The organism is Bradyrhizobium sp. LB14.3 (genome assembly GCF_040547985.1).
Classification (GTDB): domain Bacteria; phylum Pseudomonadota; class Alphaproteobacteria; order Rhizobiales; family Xanthobacteraceae; genus Bradyrhizobium.
The window spans coordinates 270022-289710 of the sequence record NZ_JBEPQT010000006.1; the positions used below are offsets into that span (position 1 = coordinate 270022).

Annotated in this window: 18 protein-coding genes; 9 read left to right on the forward strand and 9 right to left on the reverse strand. The window is 62.2% G+C overall.

The genetic code is table 11. The annotated features are described in order from the left end of the window. Window positions 1–50: 50 nt before the first annotated feature. Entirely contained in the window at window positions 51–650 is a 600-nt protein-coding gene (locus ABIB00_RS15570) for an FMN-dependent NADH-azoreductase (protein ID WP_354104952.1), read from the forward strand. Between the two features lie 58 nt (window positions 651–708). Here the strand turns inward: ABIB00_RS15570 and ABIB00_RS15575 are convergent, their stop codons facing one another. Together ABIB00_RS15575 and ABIB00_RS15580 are read right to left on the reverse strand one after the other, a co-directional pair. Continuing rightward, complete coding sequence (locus ABIB00_RS15575) at window positions 709–891, reverse strand: hypothetical protein (RefSeq protein WP_247340638.1); 183 nt, start codon at window positions 889–891, stop codon at window positions 709–711. A 174-nt stretch (window positions 892–1065) separates the two neighbouring features. Next, complete coding sequence (locus ABIB00_RS15580) at window positions 1066–1839, reverse strand: SDR family oxidoreductase (RefSeq protein ID WP_354104953.1); 774 nt, start codon at window positions 1837–1839, stop codon at window positions 1066–1068. A gap of 119 nt (window positions 1840–1958) precedes the next feature. On the opposite strand from ABIB00_RS15580, the gene ABIB00_RS15585 reads away from it, so the two are divergent. Beyond that, window positions 1959–2444, forward strand: coding sequence for a winged helix-turn-helix transcriptional regulator (locus ABIB00_RS15585; protein WP_354104954.1), 486 nt, complete (start codon window positions 1959–1961; stop codon window positions 2442–2444). A 161-nt stretch (window positions 2445–2605) separates the two neighbouring features. Here the strand turns inward: ABIB00_RS15585 and ABIB00_RS15590 are convergent, their stop codons facing one another. Continuing rightward, a complete protein-coding gene (locus tag ABIB00_RS15590) occupies window positions 2606–2791 on the reverse strand; it encodes a hypothetical protein (protein ID WP_354104955.1) in 186 nt (61 codons plus the stop codon). 282 nt (window positions 2792–3073) lie between these two features. On the opposite strand from ABIB00_RS15590, the gene topA reads away from it, so the two are divergent. The 4 genes from topA to ABIB00_RS15610 are packed head-to-tail and all read left to right on the forward strand — an operon-like array spanning window position 3074 to window position 9418. Further along, the gene (gene topA, locus ABIB00_RS15595; RefSeq protein ID WP_354104956.1) at window positions 3074–5833 is read left to right on the forward strand and encodes a type I DNA topoisomerase; all 2760 of its coding nucleotides are present in this window, start codon (window positions 3074–3076) and stop codon (window positions 5831–5833) included. Between the two features lie 7 nt (window positions 5834–5840). Then, window positions 5841–8189 carry a ribonuclease R gene (gene rnr, locus ABIB00_RS15600; protein ID WP_354104957.1) on the forward strand — a complete coding sequence of 783 codons (2349 nt, stop codon included), beginning with the start codon at window positions 5841–5843 and terminating at the stop codon, window positions 8187–8189. Then, window positions 8183–8623 (forward strand): DUF983 domain-containing protein, encoded by a 441-nt coding sequence (locus ABIB00_RS15605; RefSeq protein ID WP_247444317.1) that lies wholly within the window; start codon window positions 8183–8185, stop codon window positions 8621–8623. Before rnr ends, ABIB00_RS15605 begins: the two co-directional genes overlap by 7 nt. A gap of 33 nt (window positions 8624–8656) precedes the next feature. Further along, window positions 8657–9418, forward strand: a complete 762-nt coding sequence (locus tag ABIB00_RS15610) for an NUDIX hydrolase (protein ID WP_354104958.1) — start codon at window positions 8657–8659, stop codon at window positions 9416–9418. On the opposite strand, the gene ABIB00_RS15615 is transcribed toward ABIB00_RS15610, so the two are convergent. Beyond that, complete coding sequence (locus ABIB00_RS15615) at window positions 9419–9964, reverse strand: hypothetical protein (RefSeq protein ID WP_354104959.1); 546 nt, start codon at window positions 9962–9964, stop codon at window positions 9419–9421. A gap of 217 nt (window positions 9965–10181) precedes the next feature. Here ABIB00_RS15615 and ABIB00_RS15620 point away from each other — a divergent pair, with 217 nt between their 5' ends. Continuing rightward, window positions 10182–11507 (forward strand): LLM class flavin-dependent oxidoreductase, encoded by a 1326-nt coding sequence (locus ABIB00_RS15620; RefSeq protein ID WP_247340647.1) that lies wholly within the window; start codon window positions 10182–10184, stop codon window positions 11505–11507. 123 nt (window positions 11508–11630) lie between these two features. Further along, complete coding sequence (gene rpmG, locus ABIB00_RS15625; protein ID WP_247321864.1) at window positions 11631–11798, forward strand: 50S ribosomal protein L33; 168 nt, start codon at window positions 11631–11633, stop codon at window positions 11796–11798. Window positions 11799–12244: 446 nt separating this feature from the next. Here rpmG and ABIB00_RS15630 read toward each other — a convergent pair whose 3' ends face one another. Beyond that, the gene (locus ABIB00_RS15630) at window positions 12245–12415 is read right to left on the reverse strand and encodes a hypothetical protein (RefSeq protein ID WP_247340648.1); all 171 of its coding nucleotides are present in this window, start codon (window positions 12413–12415) and stop codon (window positions 12245–12247) included. A gap of 245 nt (window positions 12416–12660) precedes the next feature. On the opposite strand from ABIB00_RS15630, the gene ABIB00_RS15635 reads away from it, so the two are divergent. Beyond that, window positions 12661–13671, forward strand: a complete 1011-nt coding sequence (locus tag ABIB00_RS15635; RefSeq protein WP_247340649.1) for an AraC family transcriptional regulator — start codon at window positions 12661–12663, stop codon at window positions 13669–13671. Between the two features lie 30 nt (window positions 13672–13701). Here ABIB00_RS15635 and ABIB00_RS15640 read toward each other — a convergent pair whose 3' ends face one another. From ABIB00_RS15640 to ABIB00_RS15655, 4 genes are all read right to left on the reverse strand, one after another. Next, window positions 13702–14139, reverse strand: coding sequence for a hypothetical protein (locus ABIB00_RS15640; protein WP_247340650.1), 438 nt, complete (start codon window positions 14137–14139; stop codon window positions 13702–13704). 163 nt (window positions 14140–14302) lie between these two features. Beyond that, window positions 14303–15967, reverse strand: a complete 1665-nt coding sequence (locus ABIB00_RS15645) for an arylsulfatase (protein WP_247340653.1) — start codon at window positions 15965–15967, stop codon at window positions 14303–14305. A gap of 67 nt (window positions 15968–16034) precedes the next feature. Continuing rightward, window positions 16035–18053 (reverse strand): NHL repeat-containing protein, encoded by a 2019-nt coding sequence (locus ABIB00_RS15650; RefSeq protein ID WP_354051595.1) that lies wholly within the window; start codon window positions 18051–18053, stop codon window positions 16035–16037. Window positions 18054–18381: 328 nt separating this feature from the next. After that, window positions 18382–19620: an MFS transporter gene (locus tag ABIB00_RS15655; RefSeq protein WP_354104960.1), complete on the reverse strand. Its 1239-nt coding sequence runs from the start codon at window positions 19618–19620 to the stop codon at window positions 18382–18384. Between the last annotated feature and the right edge of the window lie 69 nt (window positions 19621–19689).

Sequence of the window (19689 nt, forward strand, 5' to 3'; positions counted from 1 at the left end):
ATAGTCACTCATGTAGCTCTGGTTACAAACATATACCAGGGTGACCCCAAATGAAACTCCTCCATCTCGACTCCAGCGTGCTCGGCCCCCACTCCGTCTCCCGGCAGGTCTCCGCTGCTATCGTCGACCGGCTCCGGCAGTCGACACCGTCGCTCGACATCGTCTATCGCGACCTGACCCAGACCCCGCTCGCCCACCTCTCCGGCTCGCACCTCGCCGCCGCGCAAGGCGCACCTGCGCCGGCGGAGCTCGGACCCGATCTTGCCGCGAGCGCGGCGGTGCTGGACGAGTTCCTGGCTGCCGACATCATCGTGATCGGCGCACCCATGTACAATTTCACCATTCCCAGCCAGCTCAAGGCCTGGATCGACCGGGTCCTGGTGGCGGGGAAGACGTTCAGCTACGGGGCGAACGGACCGCAGGGTCTTGCCGGCGACAAGCGCGTGATCGTGGCTATCTCGCGCGGCGGCTATTACGGCCCAGCCGCGCTCGGTGAGCATCTCGAAACCTATCTGCGCTGGGTGTTCGGCTTCATCGGCATCACCAGCCCCGAGTTCATTTTCGCCGACGGTATTCAGGTTGGTCCGGATCACCGCGAGAAAGCGGTGGCTGGCGCACTTGAGGCGGCCACCAGCTTGCGCGCGGCGTAAAGCTTACGCCGACACCAGCCGCTGCCGGACTCCGGCGGCGGCTGAGAGTTCGACGAAATTAAAACCAGGCGCCCTGAACGCCGAGAATGACGGCGACGAGCGAAACGAACAGACCGATGCCTGAGAAAAGAGCCACCCCGATGAACTCGGAGGTGTCGGACCGCTTGGCGGGAATGGCGGAACGTTCGGCGTAAATACGCGGTGCTGAAATCGACGATGAAATGCGAGCTGCCTTCGGCATATCGGGCTCCCTTGAAAATGAGTCTTGTGACCCTGCCGTAAAAGTGTCTTTGCAGCGCAAGCGAAGGTTCAACGCCTCACGCAAGGTTCAGAAAAAACGTCTCGCAGGACGAAGGAACCGGCCGGCGCAACCGCTTGCCGCGGCGCCGACCGATTCAATTTTCGCAAAGATTGATCAGCCGCGATAGATCGGCGCGCCGCTCGGAGAAGCGACCGCGCCGCCGTCGACGAAGATCTCCTGGCCCTGCACATGCGCGGAATCATCGGAGGCGAGGAACAGCACCGTCTTCGCAACGTGATCTGTTTCACCAATGCGGCCGAGCGGCGTCGACAGCGAGATCCGCTTCTCGAACGCTTTCTCGGCTTCGGGTGTCGCGGTCGCAGGTCCCCAGATCGGCGTACGGGTCGCGCCGGGCGAGACCACGTTGACGCGGATGCCGCGCGGCGACAGTTCTGATGCCATGATCCGCGCCATCGCGCGCACGCCCGCCTTCGCAGCCCCGTAAGCCGAGTAGCCGGGAATGCCGAGCACGGAGATCACCGAGCCGTTGAGGACAATCGAGGCATTATCGTTGAGATAGGGCAGCGCCGACTGAACGGTGAAGAACACGCCGGTGAGATTCGTGCGGATGACCTTCTCGAAGACCTCCAGCGTCGACGAACCGAGCGGCGTGCCGCCGGCGATCCCGGCGTTGGCGAACACGATGTCGAACTTGCCGAATTTTTCGGCGCCCTTCTTGATTGCAGCTTCCGTCGCGGCGATGTCAGTGGCGTCGGCGGCGAGCGCGAGCGCGTTCGGGCCAAGCTCTTTCGCCGCAGCCTCCAGCGTCTTCTTGTTGCGCCCGGTGATCACCACCTTGGCGCCCTCGGCCACGAAAAGTTTCGCCGTTGCCAATCCAATGCCGCTGTTGCCGCCGGTGATCAGGGCCGTCTTGTTCTTCAGTCTCACGCTCGCCTCCAGTGGTTGCATCATAAAACTAGATTGCCATCTAGGGCCTACGGTTTTATGATGCAACCACACAAGCGCGTGACTGATGTCAAAACGCACGGCACGACGGAACGAAGACGATGGTGAAACGAACGAGCTTCGAGGGCGATGCCTGCCCGATCGCGCGATCACTGGACGCAATCGGCGACTGGTGGTCTCTGCTGATCATCCGCGAGGCGCGGTTCGGCCTGCGCCGCTTCGGCCAGTTTCAAAACAAGCTCGGCATGGCCAAGAACATTTTGTCCGCGCGCCTGCGTGTGCTGGTCGACCACGGCATTCTGGCAACCGCCCCCGCTTCCGACGGCAGCGCGTATCAGGAGTATGTGCTGACGGAGAAGGGCCGCGGCACCTTCCCGATCCTGGTGGCGCTGCGGCAATGGAGCGAGGAATTCGACGATCACCCGGAGGAGATCGCGACGATTCTGGTCGATCGCGAGAAGGGCCGCCCGGTGAAGAAGCTCGAGATGCGCGCCGAGGACGGGCGGCTGCTCAGTCCCGCGGATACGACGCTGAAGCCGCGGCCGGCGCCGCGGCGGCGGTCGGCTGCAGCGCGCTCAGATCGCTGACCGTCATGCTGAGGTGCTCGTCCTGCAAAGCAGGGCGAGCCTCGAAGGATGACAGCCCGGCTGCTGCATCCCGACCGCTCATCCTTCGAGGCTCCCGGCGCGATGCCATGCATCGCGCCGCTCACACCTTAGGATGACGGGTCTGATACTGGCCGGTGCCCTCACGACAGCTTGCGCTTGCTCCGCAGCCGCAGATGCTCGTCGGCTTCCAGCTTGGTCATCCCCAGGAGATAATGCAGCACGTCGAGCTTGTGCCGCTCGGCGAGCTTGCGCAATGCCGCGACCTGCTCGGTGATGAAGGCTACCGCCTCCTCGACGCCGCCCTCGCCCGGTTCCTCGTGACGCAAGCCCCCCTGCGCGCCTGATGCGGCGCGCGCCCGTTTCTTTCCTGGCCTAGTCACCAGACCCCACCCGAATCCATATCCCCGCAGAAACATTACGCCGACATCGGCCGCAACTCAAAGGTGGTATTTTGCAACTTTCTCGATATGAAACTTTTCCCATCGGGATGGCTTTCAACACCCCTCGATTTGACAGCGAGGGTCGCACCACCCATGTTCGGGACGAAACGGCCGACCCGAATCTCATCGAATTCGGCCCAGATTTTCCCCGTAAGTTACTGGAACTACATGAATATCGTTATTGTGGAGTCGCCGGCGAAAGCCAAGACGATCAACAAGTATCTGGGCTCGTCCTACGAGGTTTTGGCCTCGTTCGGCCATGTCCGCGACTTGCCTGCGAAGAACGGTTCCGTCGATCCCGACGCCAATTTCAAGATGATCTGGGAGATCGACCCCAAGGCGGCCGGCCGGCTCAACGATATCGCAAAATCCCTGAAGGGCGCTGACCGCCTGATTCTCGCGACCGACCCTGATCGCGAGGGCGAGGCCATCTCCTGGCACGTGCTGGAGGTGCTGAAAGAGAAGCGCGCGCTGAAAGACCACAAGATCGAGCGCGTGGTGTTCAACGCCATCACCAAGCAGGCGGTCACGGACGCGATGAAGAATCCGCGCCAGATCGACGGTGCGCTGGTCGACGCCTATATGGCGCGCCGCGCGCTCGACTATCTGGTCGGATTCACCCTCTCCCCCGTACTGTGGCGCAAGCTGCCGGGCGCCCGCTCGGCCGGCCGCGTGCAGTCAGTGGCGCTGCGGCTGGTCTGCGACCGCGAGCTGGAGATCGAGAAGTTCGTCGCGCGCGAATACTGGTCGCTGATCGCGACCCTGCTGACGCCGCGCGGCGATGCCTTCGAGGCGCGTCTCATCGGCGCCGACGGCAAGAAGATCCAGCGTCTCGACATCGGCACCGGCGCGGAAGCGGAAGACTTCAAGAAGGCGCTGGAAACGGCGGCCTTTGCCGTCACCTCCGTCGACGCCAAGCCGGCCCGGCGCAATCCGCAGGCGCCCTTCACCACCTCGACGCTGCAGCAGGAAGCCAGCCGCAAATACGGCTTTGCGCCGGCGCACACGATGCGCATCGCGCAGCGGCTTTATGAGGGCATCGACATCGGCGGCGAGACCACCGGACTCATTACTTATATGCGTACCGACGGCGTGCAGATCGATCCGTCCGCGATCACCCAGGCGCGCAAGGTGATCGGCGAGGATTACGGCAACGCCTACGTGCCCGACGCGCCGCGCCAGTACCAGGCCAAAGCCAAGAACGCCCAGGAAGCGCACGAAGCAATCCGCCCGACCGATATGTCCCGCCGCCCCGACAGCATGAGCCGCAGGCTCGATGCCGATCAGGCGAGACTCTACGAGCTGATCTGGAAGCGCACCATTGCGAGCCAGATGGAATCGGCCGAACTCGAGCGCACCACGGTCGACATCACGGCGAAAGCCGGCGGCCGCACGCTGGATCTGCGCGCGACCGGCCAGGTGGTGAAGTTCGACGGTTTCCTCGCACTCTATCAGGAAGGCCGCGACGACGAGGAGGACGAGGACTCCCGCCGCCTGCCCGCGATGAGCCCGAACGACGCACTGAAGCGGCAGTCGCTCGCCGTCACCCAGCACTTCACCGAGCCGCCGCCGCGCTTCTCCGAGGCCTCGCTGGTCAAGCGCATGGAAGAGCTCGGCATCGGCCGGCCCTCGACCTATGCCTCGATCCTCCAGGTCCTCAAGGACCGCGGCTACGTCAAGCTGGAGAAGAAGCGCCTGCACGGCGAGGACAAGGGCCGCGTCGTGGTCGCATTCCTCGAAAGCTTCTTCGCCCGCTATGTCGAATACGACTTCACTGCCAATCTGGAAGAGCAGCTCGACCGCGTCTCCAACAACGAGATCTCCTGGCAGCAGGTGCTGAAGGATTTCTGGACCGGCTTTATCGGCGCCGTCGACGAGATCAAGGATCTGCGCGTCGCGCAGGTGCTCGACGTGCTCGACGAGGTGCTGGGACAGCACATCTATCCGCCGCGCACGGATGGCGGCGACATCAGGCAGTGTCCGAGCTGCGGCAACGGCCGGCTCAATCTCAAGGCCGGCAAGTTCGGCGCCTTCGTCGGCTGCTCGAACTATCCGGAATGCCGCTACACCCGTCAGCTTGCTGCCGACGGCGAGGCGAGCGCCGACCGTTCGCTTGGTCAGGATCCCGAAACCGGCCGCGACGTCTGGGTCAAGGCCGGCCGGTTCGGGCCCTACATCCAGCTCGGCGAGGCCAAGGATTATGCCGAAGGCGAGAAGCCCAAGCGCGCGGGCATTCCGAACGGCACCTCGCCCGGCGATGTCGAGCTTGAGCTTGCGCTCAAATTGCTGTCGCTGCCGCGCGAGATCGGCAAGCATCCGGAGACCGGTGAGCCGATCACGGCAGGTCTCGGCCGCTTCGGGCCGTTCGTGAAGCACGAGAAGACCTATGCCAGCCTGGAGGCCGGCGACGAGGTGTTCGACATCGGCATCAACCGCGCGGTCACGCTGATCGCGGAGAAGATCGCCAAAGGCCCGAGCCGCCGCTTCGGCGCCGATCCCGGCAAGACGATCGGCGATCATCCCACCCTCGGCACCGTCACGGTGAAGGGTGGCCGCTACGGCGCCTATGTCACAGCCGGCGGCGTCAACGCGACGATCCCGAGCGACATCGAGAAAGATGCCATCACGCTGCCGCAGGCGATCGCGCTGATCGACGAACGCGCGGCCAAGGGTGGCGGCAAGAAACCGAAGAAGACGGCGAAGCCGGCCAAGGCCAAGACCAAGGCCAAGAAGGCCGCGGCCGGCGATGACGCCGCGCCAAAAACCAAAAAGCCGGCCGCGAAGAAGGCGGCCAAACCCAAATCCGAATCCACCAGCAAGGCGCGCGCCGCCGTGTCGTCGTCGGCCAAGACTTCGGCCATCAAGACGTCGCCGACCAAGGCAGCTGGCGCCAAAGCTCCGGCCAAGAAGAGTGCCGGCACCAATTAGAGGCTAAGTGAAACGTAACAATGACCGTGGCTTTCCCGACCGGAACGCCATCGTCGCCTTCATCAAGGCAAATCCCGGAAAGGTCGGAACCCGCGAAATTGCGCGCGAGTTCGGCCTGAAGAACGCCGATCGCGTCAAGCTCAAGCGCATGCTGCGCGAGCTCGCCGACGACGGTCTCGTCAAGAAAAAACGCCACACCATCTCCGAGCCCGACAGCCTGCCGCCGACGCTGGTCGCCGACATCACCGGCCGCGACGCTGACGGCGAGCTGGTCGCCTCCCCCACCGAATGGGACGAGGTCGAAGGCGGCGAACCGCCAAAGATCCTCATCACAATGCCGCGCCGGCCAAGGCCTGGCACCGCGGCCGGCGTCGGCGATCGCGCGCTGCTGCGCGTCGAGCGCTCCGATGAGATCGAAGGCCCGGCCTATCGCGGCCACATCATCAAGGTCTTCGACAAGGCCAAGAGCCGCATCCTCGGCGTCTTCCGCAACCTGCCCGAAGGCGGCGGACGGATCATCCCCGTCGACAAGAAGTCCGCCGACCGCGAGCTGAACATCGCCCCGACCGAGATGCACGGCGCGCAGGACGGCGATCTCGTCAGCGTCGACATCATCCGCTCGCGCGGCTTCGGCCTGGCATCAGGCCGCGTCAAGGAGAAGCTCGGCTCGGTCAAGTCGGAGAAGGCGATCAGCCTGATCGCGATCTACGCGCACGACATCCCGCTGCAATTCCGCCCCGCGGCAGAGCGCGAAGCCGAAGCGGCGGAGCCGGCCAACCTGAAAGGCCGCGAGGACTGGCGCGACGTCCCACTCGTCACCATCGATCCGCCGGACGCGAAAGATCACGACGACGCGGTGCATGCGCAGCCGGATGACGATCCCCACAACAGAGGCGGCTTCATCGTCAACGTCGCCATCGCCGATGTGAGCTTCTACGTCCAGCCGGGCACCGCGCTCGATCGCGACGCGCTCGACCGGGGCAACTCGGTCTATTTCCCCGACCGCGTCGTGCCGATGCTGCCCGAGCGCATCTCCAACAATCTGTGCTCGCTGGTGCCGGGCGAGCCGCGCGGCGCGCTCGCGGTGCGGATGGTGATCGGCCCCGACGGCCGCAAGCGCTCGCATACGTTCCACCGCATCCTGATGCGTTCGGCAGCGAAGCTGAGTTACGCGCAGACGCAGGCCGCGATCGACGGCCGGCCCGACGACACCACAGGCCCCCTGCTCGATCCGATCCTGAAACCGCTCTATGCCGCCTATGCCTGCGTCAAGCGCGCGCGCGACGAGCGCGATCCGCTCAATCTCGATCTGCCCGAGCGCAAGATCCTGCTGAACAGCGATGGCACGGTCGACCGCGTCGTCGTGCCTGACCGGCTCGACGCGCACAGGCTGATCGAGGAGTTCATGATCCTCGCCAACGTCGCGGCGGCGGAGATGCTCGAGAAGAAGTCGCTGCCGCTGATCTATCGCGTGCATGACGAGCCGACGCTGGAGAAGGTCCACGCGCTCGCGGAGTTTTTGCAGACGCTCGACGTTCCCTTCACGAAAGGTGGCGCGCTGCGCCCCGCTCTGTTCAACCGCGTGCTGGCGCAGCTCGAAGGCCACGACCACTTTCCGCTGGTGAGCGAGGTCGTGCTGCGCGCCCAGGCGCAGGCGGAATATTCCTCGGAGAATTACGGTCATTTCGGGTTGAACCTGCGCCGCTACGCGCATTTCACCTCGCCGATCCGCCGCTATGCCGACCTCGTCGTGCACCGCGCCCTGGTCCGCGCGCTCGGCCTCGGCGACGGCGCGTTGCCCGACAGCGAGACGCCGGAAACTCTCGGCGAGGTCGCCGCCCACATCTCGGTGACCGAGCGCCGCGCGATGAAGGCGGAGCGCGAGACCGTCGACCGCCTGATCGCCCATCACCTCGCCGACCGCATCGGCTCGAGTTTTCAGGGCCGCGTCTCCGGCGTCACGCGCGCCGGCCTGTTCGTCAAGCTGGCCGAGACCGGCGCCGACGGCCTGATCCCGATCCGATCCCTCGGCGCGGAATATTTCAACTATGACGAAGGCCGTCACGCGCTCGTCGGCACGCGCAGCGGCACCATGCATCAGCTCGGTGACGTCGTCGACGTCCGCCTGATCGAAGCAGCCCCCATCGCAGGCGCGTTACGCTTCGAGCTGCTGTCCTCCACGGGCGAAACCGCGCCACGGCACCGCAGGTCATCTGGTCCGCAACGCCGCCCCTCGTTCAAGGCGCATCCCGGGCGTAGTCCAGCCAAGAAAGGCAAGCCGGAGAAGCAGAAGAAGCCCGGTAGGGGCAAAAAGGCCAAGGGAAAAGGCAAAGGACAGAAGGGCAAGGCGTGGTGACAACAAGCACAGCCCCAAAAATCTGGACCCGCGAGACCGGCCTCGTCGAGAAGCGCGACGTCTGGACTGCCATGAAGCGCGGCTTTCGCGGCCGCTGCCCGCGCTGCGGCGAAGGAAAGCTGTTCCGCGCCTTCCTGAAGACCGCGGACAATTGCTCCAGATGCGGCCTCGATTTCACGCCGCATCGCGCCGACGATCTGCCCGCCTATCTCGTCATCGTCATCGTCGGCCACATCGTGGTGCCGACTATTTTGTGGATCGAGACCAACTACACCACGCCGGTCTGGATCAGCTTCGCGGCCTACCTGCCCTTCACCTTCGTCGCCTCGCTCGCACTGCTGCAGCCGGTCAAGGGCGCCGTGGTCGGATTGCAATGGGCTCTGCGTATGCACGGGTTTGACGAGAACCCACAGGATGGTATTCCGCCGGTGTAAGCAAAATAAACAAGAAGCGGTTTGGGTGAGGACATGACGGATACGTCGCAGACAGCCGAGAAGGCAAAGATCCACGAGGGCAAGGAAGCCGACCACCATCCCTATTTCCGTCCCCGGGATGCGGCCACACTGATCCTGGTCGATCGCAGCGGCGCCGTTCCCAAAGTCCTGGTTGGCAAGCGCCACGACAAGGTGGTGTTCATGCCCGGAAAGTTTGTCTTCCCCGGCGGCCGCGTCGACAAGGATGATTATCGCGTGCCGTGCGCGGCGCCCATCACCGCCGAGCTCGAAGCCAATCTCGCCAAGGGCAGCCCGAAGACCCCGGCCTCGCGCGCGAAGTCACTCGCCATTGCCGCGATCCGCGAAGCCTGTGAGGAGACCGGCCTCTGCCTCGGGCGCAAGATTCAAGATAAGGCCGAGGGCAAGGCCAAACTCGAAGGTGCCTGGAAGCCGTTCGCGGATGCTGGCCTGTTGCCCGATCCCTCCAGCCTGTTCCTGATCGCGCGCGCGATCACCCCGCCCGGCCGCGTCAAGCGGTTCGACACGCGCTTCTTCACGGCGGACGCCTCCGCGATCACCCATCACGTCGAAGGCGTGATCCATGCGAATGCCGAACTTGTCGAGCTGGTCTGGGTCGAGCTCGGCTCAAAGCCGCTCGCCGATCTGCATCCGATGACGCGCAACGTACTCAACGAACTCCACACGCGCCTTGCCACCGGCCCGCTCCGTCACGATGCGCCGGTGCCGTTCTTCCATTTCTACGGCGGCAAGATGCAGAAGGATATTTTGAGCTGACTACTCGTCCGCATCCGGCTCGGTGGAGACATAGTCGCGCGCGGGAAGGTTCAGCGCTCGCCCGAGCTCGTTGGCGAGCTGGCTGGCTTCCTCGCGCTTGGTGAAGCTCATCAGTGCGATCGGCTCGGTACCCTTGTTGCCGCACAGATTGACGTCGTAGGTCGTCGCTTGCGGATCGTAGTCGTCGGTGATGCCAATGAAATGATAATCGGCGAGATCGCGACGCTTGCGAAAATTCAGCGGACCGAACTGCCTGGTGATGACGATCTGGCGCAGCGTCTCGTTCAGCACGACGAAATAGCGGAACGTCAACAGGATGATTCCGGGAATCCCGACGAGCAGCCCGAGCCCCGTGAACACCAGCACCGGCACGAGATCATCGGCGAGCCTTCCGAAGCCGGCAAAATCCTGGCGCAGGCCGAGCGCGACATTCCACAGCAGATAGCCGCTCGCCGCCAGCAGCGGCAACGACAGCAGCCGCCCGACCCAGGGCATGGGCCGGTCGATGCGGACGATACTGCCGTCCACGGTCATAGCGTCTGCCATTGAAGGCCTCCTCACGAGCCGAAGTCATGGCTTGGTCGGAGCGAGCGGCGGATCGGTTCGATAGCCCCTCGCCGTCGTTCCAGACTCGCGCCCCGGAATGACGGAATTGTGCTGAGTGCGTCGCGAAAAACAAAAAAATCTTCCCGCTCTTACCAATGGCGGAGTTCCCCGGCGTGCCTATGTCTTCTCCAACCACACAAGGAACGGATACGGGGCGATGGCACAACGGCAACTCAAGCTTGGCGCGTTCATGCGCCCGATCAGCATCCACACTGGCGCCTGGCGCTATCCCGGGGCCTGGCCGGACGCCAATTTCAATTTCGGCCACATCAAGACGCTGATTAGAAAGCTCGAGGCCGGCAAGTTCGACGCCTTCTTCATGGCCGATCACCTCGCCGTCTTGAACATGCCGGTCAACGCGCTCAAACGCAGCCACACCGTGACCTCGTTCGAGCCGTTCACGCTGCTGTCGGCGCTCTCCGCCGTCACCGAGCGCATCGGCCTGATCGCGACCGGCTCGACCACCTTTGACGAGCCCTATCACGTGGCACGGCGTTTCGCCTCGCTCGACCATCTCAGCGGCGGACGTGCGGGCTGGAATATCGTCACCACCTCGAATCCGGATGCCGCGCTGAATTTCGGCCTCGACGACCACATGGAACACGCCGAGCGCTACAAGCGCGCCCGCGAGTTCTACGACGTCGTCACCGGCCTCTGGGATTCCTTCGCCGACGACGCCTTCGTGCGCGACGTCGAAAGCGGCGTGTTCGTCGATCCCGCGAAGATGCATGTGCTCGATCACAACGGCAAATATCTGAAGGTGCGCGGGCCGCTCAACATCGCCCGCCCTGTGCAGGGCTGGCCGCTGATCGTGCAGGCCGGCGCATCGGAAGACGGCAGGCAGCTTGCGGCCGAGACAGCAGAGGCCGTGTTCACCGGCGGCGGCAGCCTCGCCGACAGCCAAAAGCTCTATGCCGACATCAAGGGCCGCATGGAGAAGATCGGCCGCGACCCCGAGCATCTGAAAATCCTGCCCGGCGCCTTCGTGGTGGTCGGCGACAGCGTCGACGAGGCCAAGGAGAAGCGTGCGTTGCTCGACAGCCGCGTGCACTACGACAGCGCCATCGCCTCGCTGTCCGTCATCCTCGGCACCGATGCCTCCGGCTTCGATCCCGATGGACCACTGCCCGAAATCCCCGAGACCAATGCCAGCAAGAGCGGCCGGCAGCGCATGGTCGACCTCGCCGCGCGCGACAAGCTCACGGTGCGCCAGCTCGCCCAGCGCGTCGGCGGCTATGGCGGGCTGTCCTTCGTCGGCACCGCAAAAACCATCGCCGACCAGATGGAGGAATGGCTGGTCGGGCGCGGCTCGGACGGCTTCAACATCATGTTCCCGTTCCTGCCCGCCGGCCTCGACGACTTCGTCGACAAGGTCGTGCCGGAGCTGCAGCGGCGCGGGATTTTCCGCAAAGAGTATGAAGGGCCCACCTTGAGGGAGAATCTGGGCCTGCCGCGGCCGAAAAACCGGTTCTTCGAGGGGTGATCGGGCCGATTTGAGTGCTTTTCGACCCCTAAAATCTTGACATCAGGCGGTTTCTGGCTAGGTTGCCGCCCAACGCGGGCCGTTTGGCCGGCTCCAGATTCCCTTATTGTTGAGGTTCAGAACATGGCCAAAGCGGTCACCATCAAGGTCAAGCTCGTGTCCTCGGCCGACACCGGCTTCTACTACGTCGCCAAGAAGAATTCGCGCACCATGACCGACAAGATCGTCAAGAAGAAGTACGATCCCGTCGCGCGCAAGCACGTCGAATTCCGCGAAGCCAAGATCAAGTAAGATCGGCTAAACGCTGCTGAGTTTTGCGGGGCCCTTTCCGGCCCCGTTTTTATTTGTGCCTCTCTCCGTGTCTGCGCTGATGCAAGCGCTTTCACATTTCGGAAAGCTTCCGGAAAGGCGGCCGGCAACCAGACGCCCGGCGTTGGCGCGAGGGCTGCGACTGCGCCCCGCACGTTCTCTCTCGTGTCCCGGACGCGCTGCAGCGTGAAACGCTGCTGCGCCGAGCCGGGATCCAGAAAGCAACACAACACGATGCAGGAGACGTGGGCCCCGGCTCTGCAGCGCACCGCTGAAGAAGCGCTGCGCTGCGTCCGGGGCGCGAGAGCGCGAGGACGCGTGCTTCTGGAAATGTCGCGTCCGCTATGCGCGCAGAAGACTACGCTGAAGCCGAGTCGCTCGATGTCGACAACGGGCCGATAACCGCCATCATCGGCCATTGGACACAGTCAATTCATCGCAGCAAGAACCATTTTTTTCATGTTTGCAAGGGCGTGGTAACCCTTCGCCAATTGCAAAAGGTTTTCCCTTTCCGGTCCATGCGGTAAGCGAGCGGCATCTTCACGCAGGGCTTTCGCGAGTTCGTCGCACTGGTCGATGGTCAGGTGTTCCTCTTGCATAGCGGCCCTCAAAGCATTCGAGTTGGTCGTTCCCAACCGATGCCGGCCCGAGGCGTTCCCGGATCATTGTTTGTGTCCCGCTGGATTAGCTTGTCACACTGACGCAACCGGGAGCTATGCAAATGCGGCAGATTCTTCTAACTTCTATTTTGCTACCGTTGCATAGTTCTCGTCGATTTTTGTTTCCTGGGACAGGCGCTCGATCCGACCGTCGCACCTAGTAATTGCTGAGTGGAGATTGGAAAATGGCTTGGAGCAAAGTTCTCAGCTTTACCGATCCGTTCCCGTATCAGACGAACGTTCGTGCCTCCGACATGCGAATATTTCCCACCGCCAAGGGAGAATTTCGAGGCCAGGTGACGCAAATCGTGATGAACGAATTGTGGATGCAGCGATTTCATGAACAATTGCCACGTGTCCACAAAGGGACGGTGCGGCCCGGCCGCAAGGTATTCACCTTTCTCTCGGAAGCTCAGCCAGAGGTGTATCACTGCGGCCGATTGTTGTCGCAAGGTGAATTGATCTCGGAAGACTACGAAGTACAGCACATGAGGACCACGGGAGATTTCCACCTCGGATGTATTTCTCTTGCGCCGGAAGAACTAGTAAGGGCGAGCAAGGCGATAGCAGGTCGCGAATTTGATATTGAGCGCACCAAACACGTCATTCGGCCAAGGCCAGACCTCGTGAGGCGATTGCTGGCGCTCCATGAGACGGCAGAACACATTGCCAAGACCACGCCAAACTTTTTCGAACTTCCGGAACTTGTTCGGGCATTTGAACAGCAATCTGTTCACGTGTTGATCAGATGTTTGACCGACAGCATTATATCAACGCCCAACAGCCGCAATCTTCGCTATGAAACCGTCGTCGCGCGCTTCGAAGAGTTCCTGGAAGCGAACCCAAACAAGCCCCTATATCTGACCGACGTATGCGCGGCCGTCGGCGTAGCAGAAAGAACTCTGCGATTCGCCTGTGAAGAGCACGTCGGAATGGGCCCTGTCCGCTACCTCAATTTGCGGAGAATGCACCTTGCCCGTCGCGCGCTGGTGCAAGGGATTCCTTCGACGACAACGGTAACCCGAATTGCCACCGATCACGGCTTTTGGGAGCTGGGTCGCTTCTCGGTCGCCTATCGAACGTTGTTTGGTGAAATGCCTTCGGAGACCTTGAGAAGTCCGCCAGTTGACTACAAAGATTTTCCTGATCGCCCGTCGTCGCGCCAAGGTCCAGTCGAGGTGATCAGGACAAGATGATCGATTCGGTCATGTTGATCTCAGCCATGACTATCGATCAATCATCTTGCTTCTCGACCACGACTCCGGACGCCCTTGGCTGCTGATGAAAAACAATATGCTGTACGCGACGATGGTCGAGTCGAGCAGAAAGGGAAGCAGGTAGCCCTTGGCCCATGGCTGCTGCCCAAAATTGCTGATGCACAAGAAGACCATGAAAGCTTTCTCGATGGCGCTGAATACCATGGTCTCGAAGCGCAGCCATGGGCGAAAGGCAGCGACCACCATCAGCACTCCGATCCCGAAGACCATGATGCCCCAGTGCCGCAGGGCTGGCACGCTGGAAGGCGTATAGTCGACGAGGCCGCCAAACATCGGCGTCAGAAGGTGGATGTCGATGGCGAACGGCAATGACAGGCCGGTAGCAATGCCGAACACGATGAGAAATGGTTTGATCGTGTTGATGATGAAGATATCCAAACCCTTCATGGGAATACCTGCCGGTTGTGCTCCGCCCGAATAGCTCTCCGCCTTCGGAAGCCGAACCACGCTATCCTTGCCGGGATCAGATGATCCTGACGCACGCCGATTCTGATTGCGTCACCAATGGAAGGACCAGATGGAAGCAACCGCCTGGTCCGAACCACGGCTTCTAATCCCCTTGCATCTTGAGCTGTCTTGTCGGGTTGTTCCCATCAAGCGCTGGCACAGGATTTTCCGGATTTTGCAAGTTCGGCAGGAGATCAGTCGAGGCTCCTCCCGGGAAGCGCTTGATGTTCGGATATTTTACGATGGACCTGTTGAATTCCTGGAGCGGCAAGTCCAACAGCGATGCGGCCCAACCATTATCCATGCCTGCGTAACGACCCGGAGAGGACGTCGGGTTGCGCGTTGGCGTCGCGCCATTGAAGGTCATGTCGTATTTCTCGAACGGGTCCATGGTCAAATTGTAGATCGAAGGAACCGCGCCCATGTTCAATTCCGGGCCCATCCAAGTATCCTTGGAGGTATAGACCATCTTCCACGCGATCCTCAGCCAAGGAGCATCCGGGTCGCCGCCGATGTCCGCGCGAACGCCGTTGAAGTTCTCGCCGTCGATATAGATCCAAGAATCGCGCGCCGAATGTTCCGCTTTGCCCGTCACATAGGCGCTGTTGTCAATACCGTCGAAATAGATCGGCTTTCCGTTGTTATCTGTCGTCTCGCCCTTTGTCGGAGACTTTAGCCCGACCATCGCCGCGGTTGTGGGCCACACGTCCATATGCGACATCATTTCAGTCAAAACGATCCCTGCCGGAATCTTGCCCGGCGACCACATGATACCGGGAACGCGCCACCCGGCCTCGAATGGTGATCCTTTTTCGCCGCGGAACGGATGGGTCCCGGCGTCGGGCCAGGCGTCCTGCCAGGCGCCGTTGTCGGCTGTGATGATGACGATCGTATCCGGCGCCTCGGCCCGGATCGTGTCCATAATCCGGCCGACATCTGAGTCGAGCTCCATCATCGCGTCCGAATAGTTGCCGAGGTGAGACTTGCCGACGAATGCCTTGCTCGGCCTGTTGGGCTGATGCATTTTCATGAAGTTGATGTCCATGAAGAACGGCTTGCTGTCCTTGGCGTGCTGCTTGATATAGTCGATCGCCGTCTCGGTCTGGCGAACATCAAATTCGGAAAGGTTGCTCAGCGTGATCTCGTCGCCCTTCACCGCGGGCTTGCCAGCTGTGCCGGACCACTCGTAAAGATTCACAGCTTTCCGATACATCGCCCAATATTGTGGGTTGTATTTCGGAAACCACGGGTGCGCGTCAGGTGACGTGTCGCTGTAGGCGTAAACACCCGGATAATAGGCAGCAAAGTGTTGCATCTCGTCGAAGCCGTGCTCGGTCGGATAGAACTCGGGCGCGTCACCAAGATGCCATTTGCCCGAGTAGAAGGTCGAGTAACCGTTCTTCTGGTAAAACTCGCCGATCGTCGGTGTCTCTTTCTTCAGGCCATTGCGGTCGCTGGGAACAACGACCACCGACAATGCCGAGCGAATCGGAATGCGCCCTGTCATGAACGAAGAGCGGCCGGCTGTGCAACTGGCTTGGCCGTACCAGCACGTAAACAGAGCGCCCTCCTTTGCGACACGGTCTATATTCGGCGTCGGGTGACCAAGAGCCGCCCCGCCGCCAGTGTAGGCGCCGAAATCGTTCCAACCGGTGTCGTCGGTCATCAGCACAACGATATTGGGCTTCTTCTGTGCAAACGCCGGCGCGGCGGCAATCGTAACTCCGGCAACTGATGCCAGCAGTCCAAGCCAAAGTTTTCTACTCACCTTCACACTCCTTGACGATAGGGCAACCTCCGCGACCTGACTCTTGCGCGGCAAGCAATCACGACAGTTATGGCTTACGCATCATTCCCATGCGTGGCGGTTGCACGGGAGCTGCCACTCCGTAAATGACGGTGATGCCCAAACCTCCACCCCACGTCGAAGTCGAGCGAACGGGATTGGGTGAGGCAGCGCCGTTGAGGTCGTTCCAGTTGTTTGCCGCCCAAACATTGCCGGCCGCGTCGATCGACGCGTCGGTCAGCATCTGGATGCTGCCGCCTTTGAAAACGTGGATGACATCACCCGTCTTTGTGCCTGCCGGATGGCCCTTCGTGTTGTCTCCAGCCATCAGCACCAACCCACGGCCCCAGAAGTTGCCGATCCATACGTCGTCATTGCCGTCGATATTCAAGCCCCAGGGCACGCTGACTGCCTTGTCACCGGTGAAACCGGTCGAAGCAGGCTGAGAGCCATCGGGGCGGATCATATTGACTACGCCGGTGACCATAGTGGGATTGCTTTCGAGGACCTTGAGCATATGTCCGGCGGCAATCTTGAACTGCTCCATGATCGACGCGCCATCCGGAATGACGGGCGGCGGAAAGTCGAGCGACATATTACTCGCGACCCACACGTTGCCCTTCGAGTCGAGCGCGAGCGCGCGAACACCGATCCCGGCGCGGAATGACTCCGCTTTGGAGGGATCGTCCGCGGGGAACCGCACGACCTTGTCCGACTGGGAGTTGCTGACCCAAACGCGATTTTGGGCATCGATAACGATGTCGAAGGGAGACTTCAGTCCGGCGACTTTTACGATCCGGCCGTCCTTCACTCGTCCGCCAGGAAAGTACAGCAACTGATTGTCCGACCCGTCGGCTATCCAGACGTCTCCATTCGCGGCGACCCCGATGCCCATCAGGCCGAGAAATTTTTCTTTGAACGGGAAGTCGTTCTCTGTACCGATGGGACGACCGTCGAAATCCAGTACGAGGATCTTCCCGTCGAAGCTTGTGGCCCACACCTTGTCTTTCGTCACGGCGGTGCCCCAGCCGACTCCGTCAATCCCCATCCCGGTGAAGCCGGTGATCGGGGGCGAAAGAGCGGTTCCGTTGGGAGAAAGTTTGACCACACCGCCGCCGATACTCTGGTTGACGCCCGACTGCGACCCGGCCATCCAGTTTTGTCCGCTCCAGAGATTGCCCTCGGCGTCAAACATCAGCCGGCCGGCCGAATAAACGCCGCCTCCAGCGAAGCAAAGCGACAGGACGAAATCATCCGGAACGTAGGCCAGATACGGCACGAATGGAGCCTTTCGTCGAGACCCATCCTTGGGTTGCGGATACGCCTCGTCGAACAACGCAAAGATTTCCTTAGGCTGAGCCCATGGCTGGCGGGCGATACTAGCCATTGCATCAATGGTGTTCTTGGGCGTCGTTCCGTCGGGGAGGGTTGCAGCCTTAAGAAAGCGGGCTCGCCAATCGTCGTTGGCTACCGTGGCGAACGCCGTGACGAGCGATCCGAGGGTGTCCAAGTTCGCGAGCGTCGTCGTCTGGGTGCTATTGAGCGGGTCCAAAAGCACTTTGCCCCACCCACCGGTCGCGGGATCAACCAAATTCGAGACATTCCCGGCAGCAATCCGCAGTCCGAGCGGATTACCCGAGATCGCTTCTCCCTTGATGAATTGCGCGGCAACGAACGCCGAGGCCACAGTGGTAAGCTCGTTGACGGTGACGGTTCTGGGTGCGGGATTCCCGAGCAATACCATCAGTGCGATGGCATTGGTGGCGCCTTGGCTCGTGACTGCTCTGGGCGTGCCGCCTTTGGCGACCAGATAAACCGTCGCGTTATTTCCGACCGCAGGTGGAGCGCTAAGCGCAAAACGGCCATCTGCGCCGGTTTGCGCCTGCGCGAGCTGGGCGGGCGCGTCTGGACCCGCCCCCCAAAGAGTGACTGTCGCCCCGCCAATCGGCTCTCCTGCCAAGAGAACCCGACCGTCGAGTGGCTGCTGAGCGGACGCCGGTGCACCCGCGACCGCAATCGCAGCGCCAAGCGCAAGAATACAGATCCAGATTTGTCGAGCCAGCTTCATGAGTCGTCTCCCTGGTCTTCGTCTGTGGTCTTCGTCTGTCGTTCGCGTCGCGCACGGACCTAAATCAATCGGCCGTAAGCACGTCACTTCGACTTGGTGTTCGGCCGGCGAGCAGTCTTTGCAGCGGCCGGGTTGAGGGGATATTCACCGGTCGAAGATTGGCGCATAGCCATTTTTAGGACTATGCATTTTCGGCATTGAATGGATTTTTATGCGGACCTTCATCAGGGCCTTCATGCCGGCTTGGGTCACAAGCGGCCCATCACGACCAAGCAGCGTGGCGTCCGTTCAAAGCTCGCAAGCTGACGATAGCGACCACACGCCCCGCCTACGCCGTCCGTAACACCGGCGCCGGGGGCTGCGACGGCCGGATCAGCGCGAACGCGACCTGGATGATGCCACCGGCGAGGCCGAGCGCCACGCCGATGCGCCAGGCCATGGTGTAGGAGCCGAGCGCGTCGTAGATCACCCCTCCTCCATAGGCGCCGAGGAAGCTGCCGATCTGGTGGCTCATGAAGGCGAGGCCCTGGATCATCGCCTGCCAGCGCAAGCCGAACATCTCGGCGACCGCGCCCGCGACCAGCGGGCCGACGCCCATCCAGAGGAAGCCCATGATCGCGCCGAACAATAGCGTCGAGGCCGGCGTCGCAGGCAGCATGAAGTACCAGGCGAGCGCGAGCGAGCGCAGGATGTAGATGCCGCCGAGTAGCGCCAGCTTGTTCCAGCGCTGGCCGGCCCAGCCGAAGAACAGCGATCCCAGCACGTTGAAGCCGCCGATCATGCCCAGCGTCTGCGCGCTCAGCATCGGGTCGAGGCCGCAGATCGCGAGATAAGACGGCAGGTGCGTGGTGAGGAACACGAGCTGCATGCCGCAGACGAGATAGGCGCAGGTCATCACCACGAAGGATGCGTTGCCGAACGCGGTCCTCGCCGCGGTCGCGGCCGTTGCATCGCCGATGTCATCGGCTGAAGGCTTCGGCAGCGGGATCGCGTCGACACGCCCGGCATACCAGGCCGCAGGGATCATCAGCACCGACATGACGACGAAGCCGGCGAGGCCGGCGCGCCAGCCGAATCCCTCGTTGAGCATCTGCCCGATCGGCGCCGACAGCAGTGCGCCGAGCGAGCCCGCTCCGGAGACGATGCCGAGCACGGTGGAGCGCACCGTCGCCGGCACCGCGCGCGCCGCCACCGACATCGCGATCGCAGCCGCGGTGCAGGCCAGCGACGTCCCGATCAGGACGCCGGCGCCGATCATGATGCTGACGAGCCCGTTGGCGGTCGCCATCAGCACCAGGCCCGCGATGTACATGAACGATCCGGCGATCATGATCGGACGAAAGCCGTAGCGCACGGTCAGCGCGCCGATAGGCGGCTGGAGAAAGCCCCAAGCGAGATTCTGCACGGCCAGCGCCAGCGTGAAGTCGGAGATCGACAGATGAATGTCGTGCGTCAGCGGCTGCATGAAGATGCCGAGGCTCTGCCGCAGCCCCATGCTCAGCGTCAGCATGATCGAGGCGCCGATCAGGATAGGCAATGTCGGACGCAGGACCTGCAGCAGGGGCATTTTCTTCTCCCTCATCGGCGCGGCGCGCGCGCCGTTGTCTGCATCGCTCGTTGATTTTGATTACACAGA

Coding starts and splice junctions, on each gene's coding strand:
- ABIB00_RS15570 (WP_354104952.1), top strand. CDS start 51: ATGAAACTCCTCCATCTCGACTCCAGCGTGCTCGGCCCCCACTCCGTC.
- ABIB00_RS15575 (WP_247340638.1), bottom strand. CDS start 891: ATGCCGAAGGCAGCTCGCATTTCATCGTCGATTTCAGCACCGCGTATT.
- ABIB00_RS15585 (WP_354104954.1), top strand. CDS start 1,959: ATGGTGAAACGAACGAGCTTCGAGGGCGATGCCTGCCCGATCGCGCGA.
- topA (WP_354104956.1), top strand. CDS start 3,074: ATGAATATCGTTATTGTGGAGTCGCCGGCGAAAGCCAAGACGATCAAC.
- ABIB00_RS15610 (WP_354104958.1), top strand. CDS start 8,657: ATGACGGATACGTCGCAGACAGCCGAGAAGGCAAAGATCCACGAGGGC.
- ABIB00_RS15615 (WP_354104959.1), bottom strand. CDS start 9,964: ATGGCAGACGCTATGACCGTGGACGGCAGTATCGTCCGCATCGACCGG.
- ABIB00_RS15620 (WP_247340647.1), top strand. CDS start 10,182: ATGGCACAACGGCAACTCAAGCTTGGCGCGTTCATGCGCCCGATCAGC.
- rpmG (WP_247321864.1), top strand. CDS start 11,631: ATGGCCAAAGCGGTCACCATCAAGGTCAAGCTCGTGTCCTCGGCCGAC.
- ABIB00_RS15630 (WP_247340648.1), bottom strand. CDS start 12,415: ATGCAAGAGGAACACCTGACCATCGACCAGTGCGACGAACTCGCGAAA.
- ABIB00_RS15635 (WP_247340649.1), top strand. CDS start 12,661: ATGGCTTGGAGCAAAGTTCTCAGCTTTACCGATCCGTTCCCGTATCAG.
- ABIB00_RS15640 (WP_247340650.1), bottom strand. CDS start 14,139: ATGAAGGGTTTGGATATCTTCATCATCAACACGATCAAACCATTTCTC.
- ABIB00_RS15650 (WP_354051595.1), bottom strand. CDS start 18,053: ATGAAGCTGGCTCGACAAATCTGGATCTGTATTCTTGCGCTTGGCGCT.
- ABIB00_RS15655 (WP_354104960.1), bottom strand. CDS start 19,620: ATGCCCCTGCTGCAGGTCCTGCGTCCGACATTGCCTATCCTGATCGGC.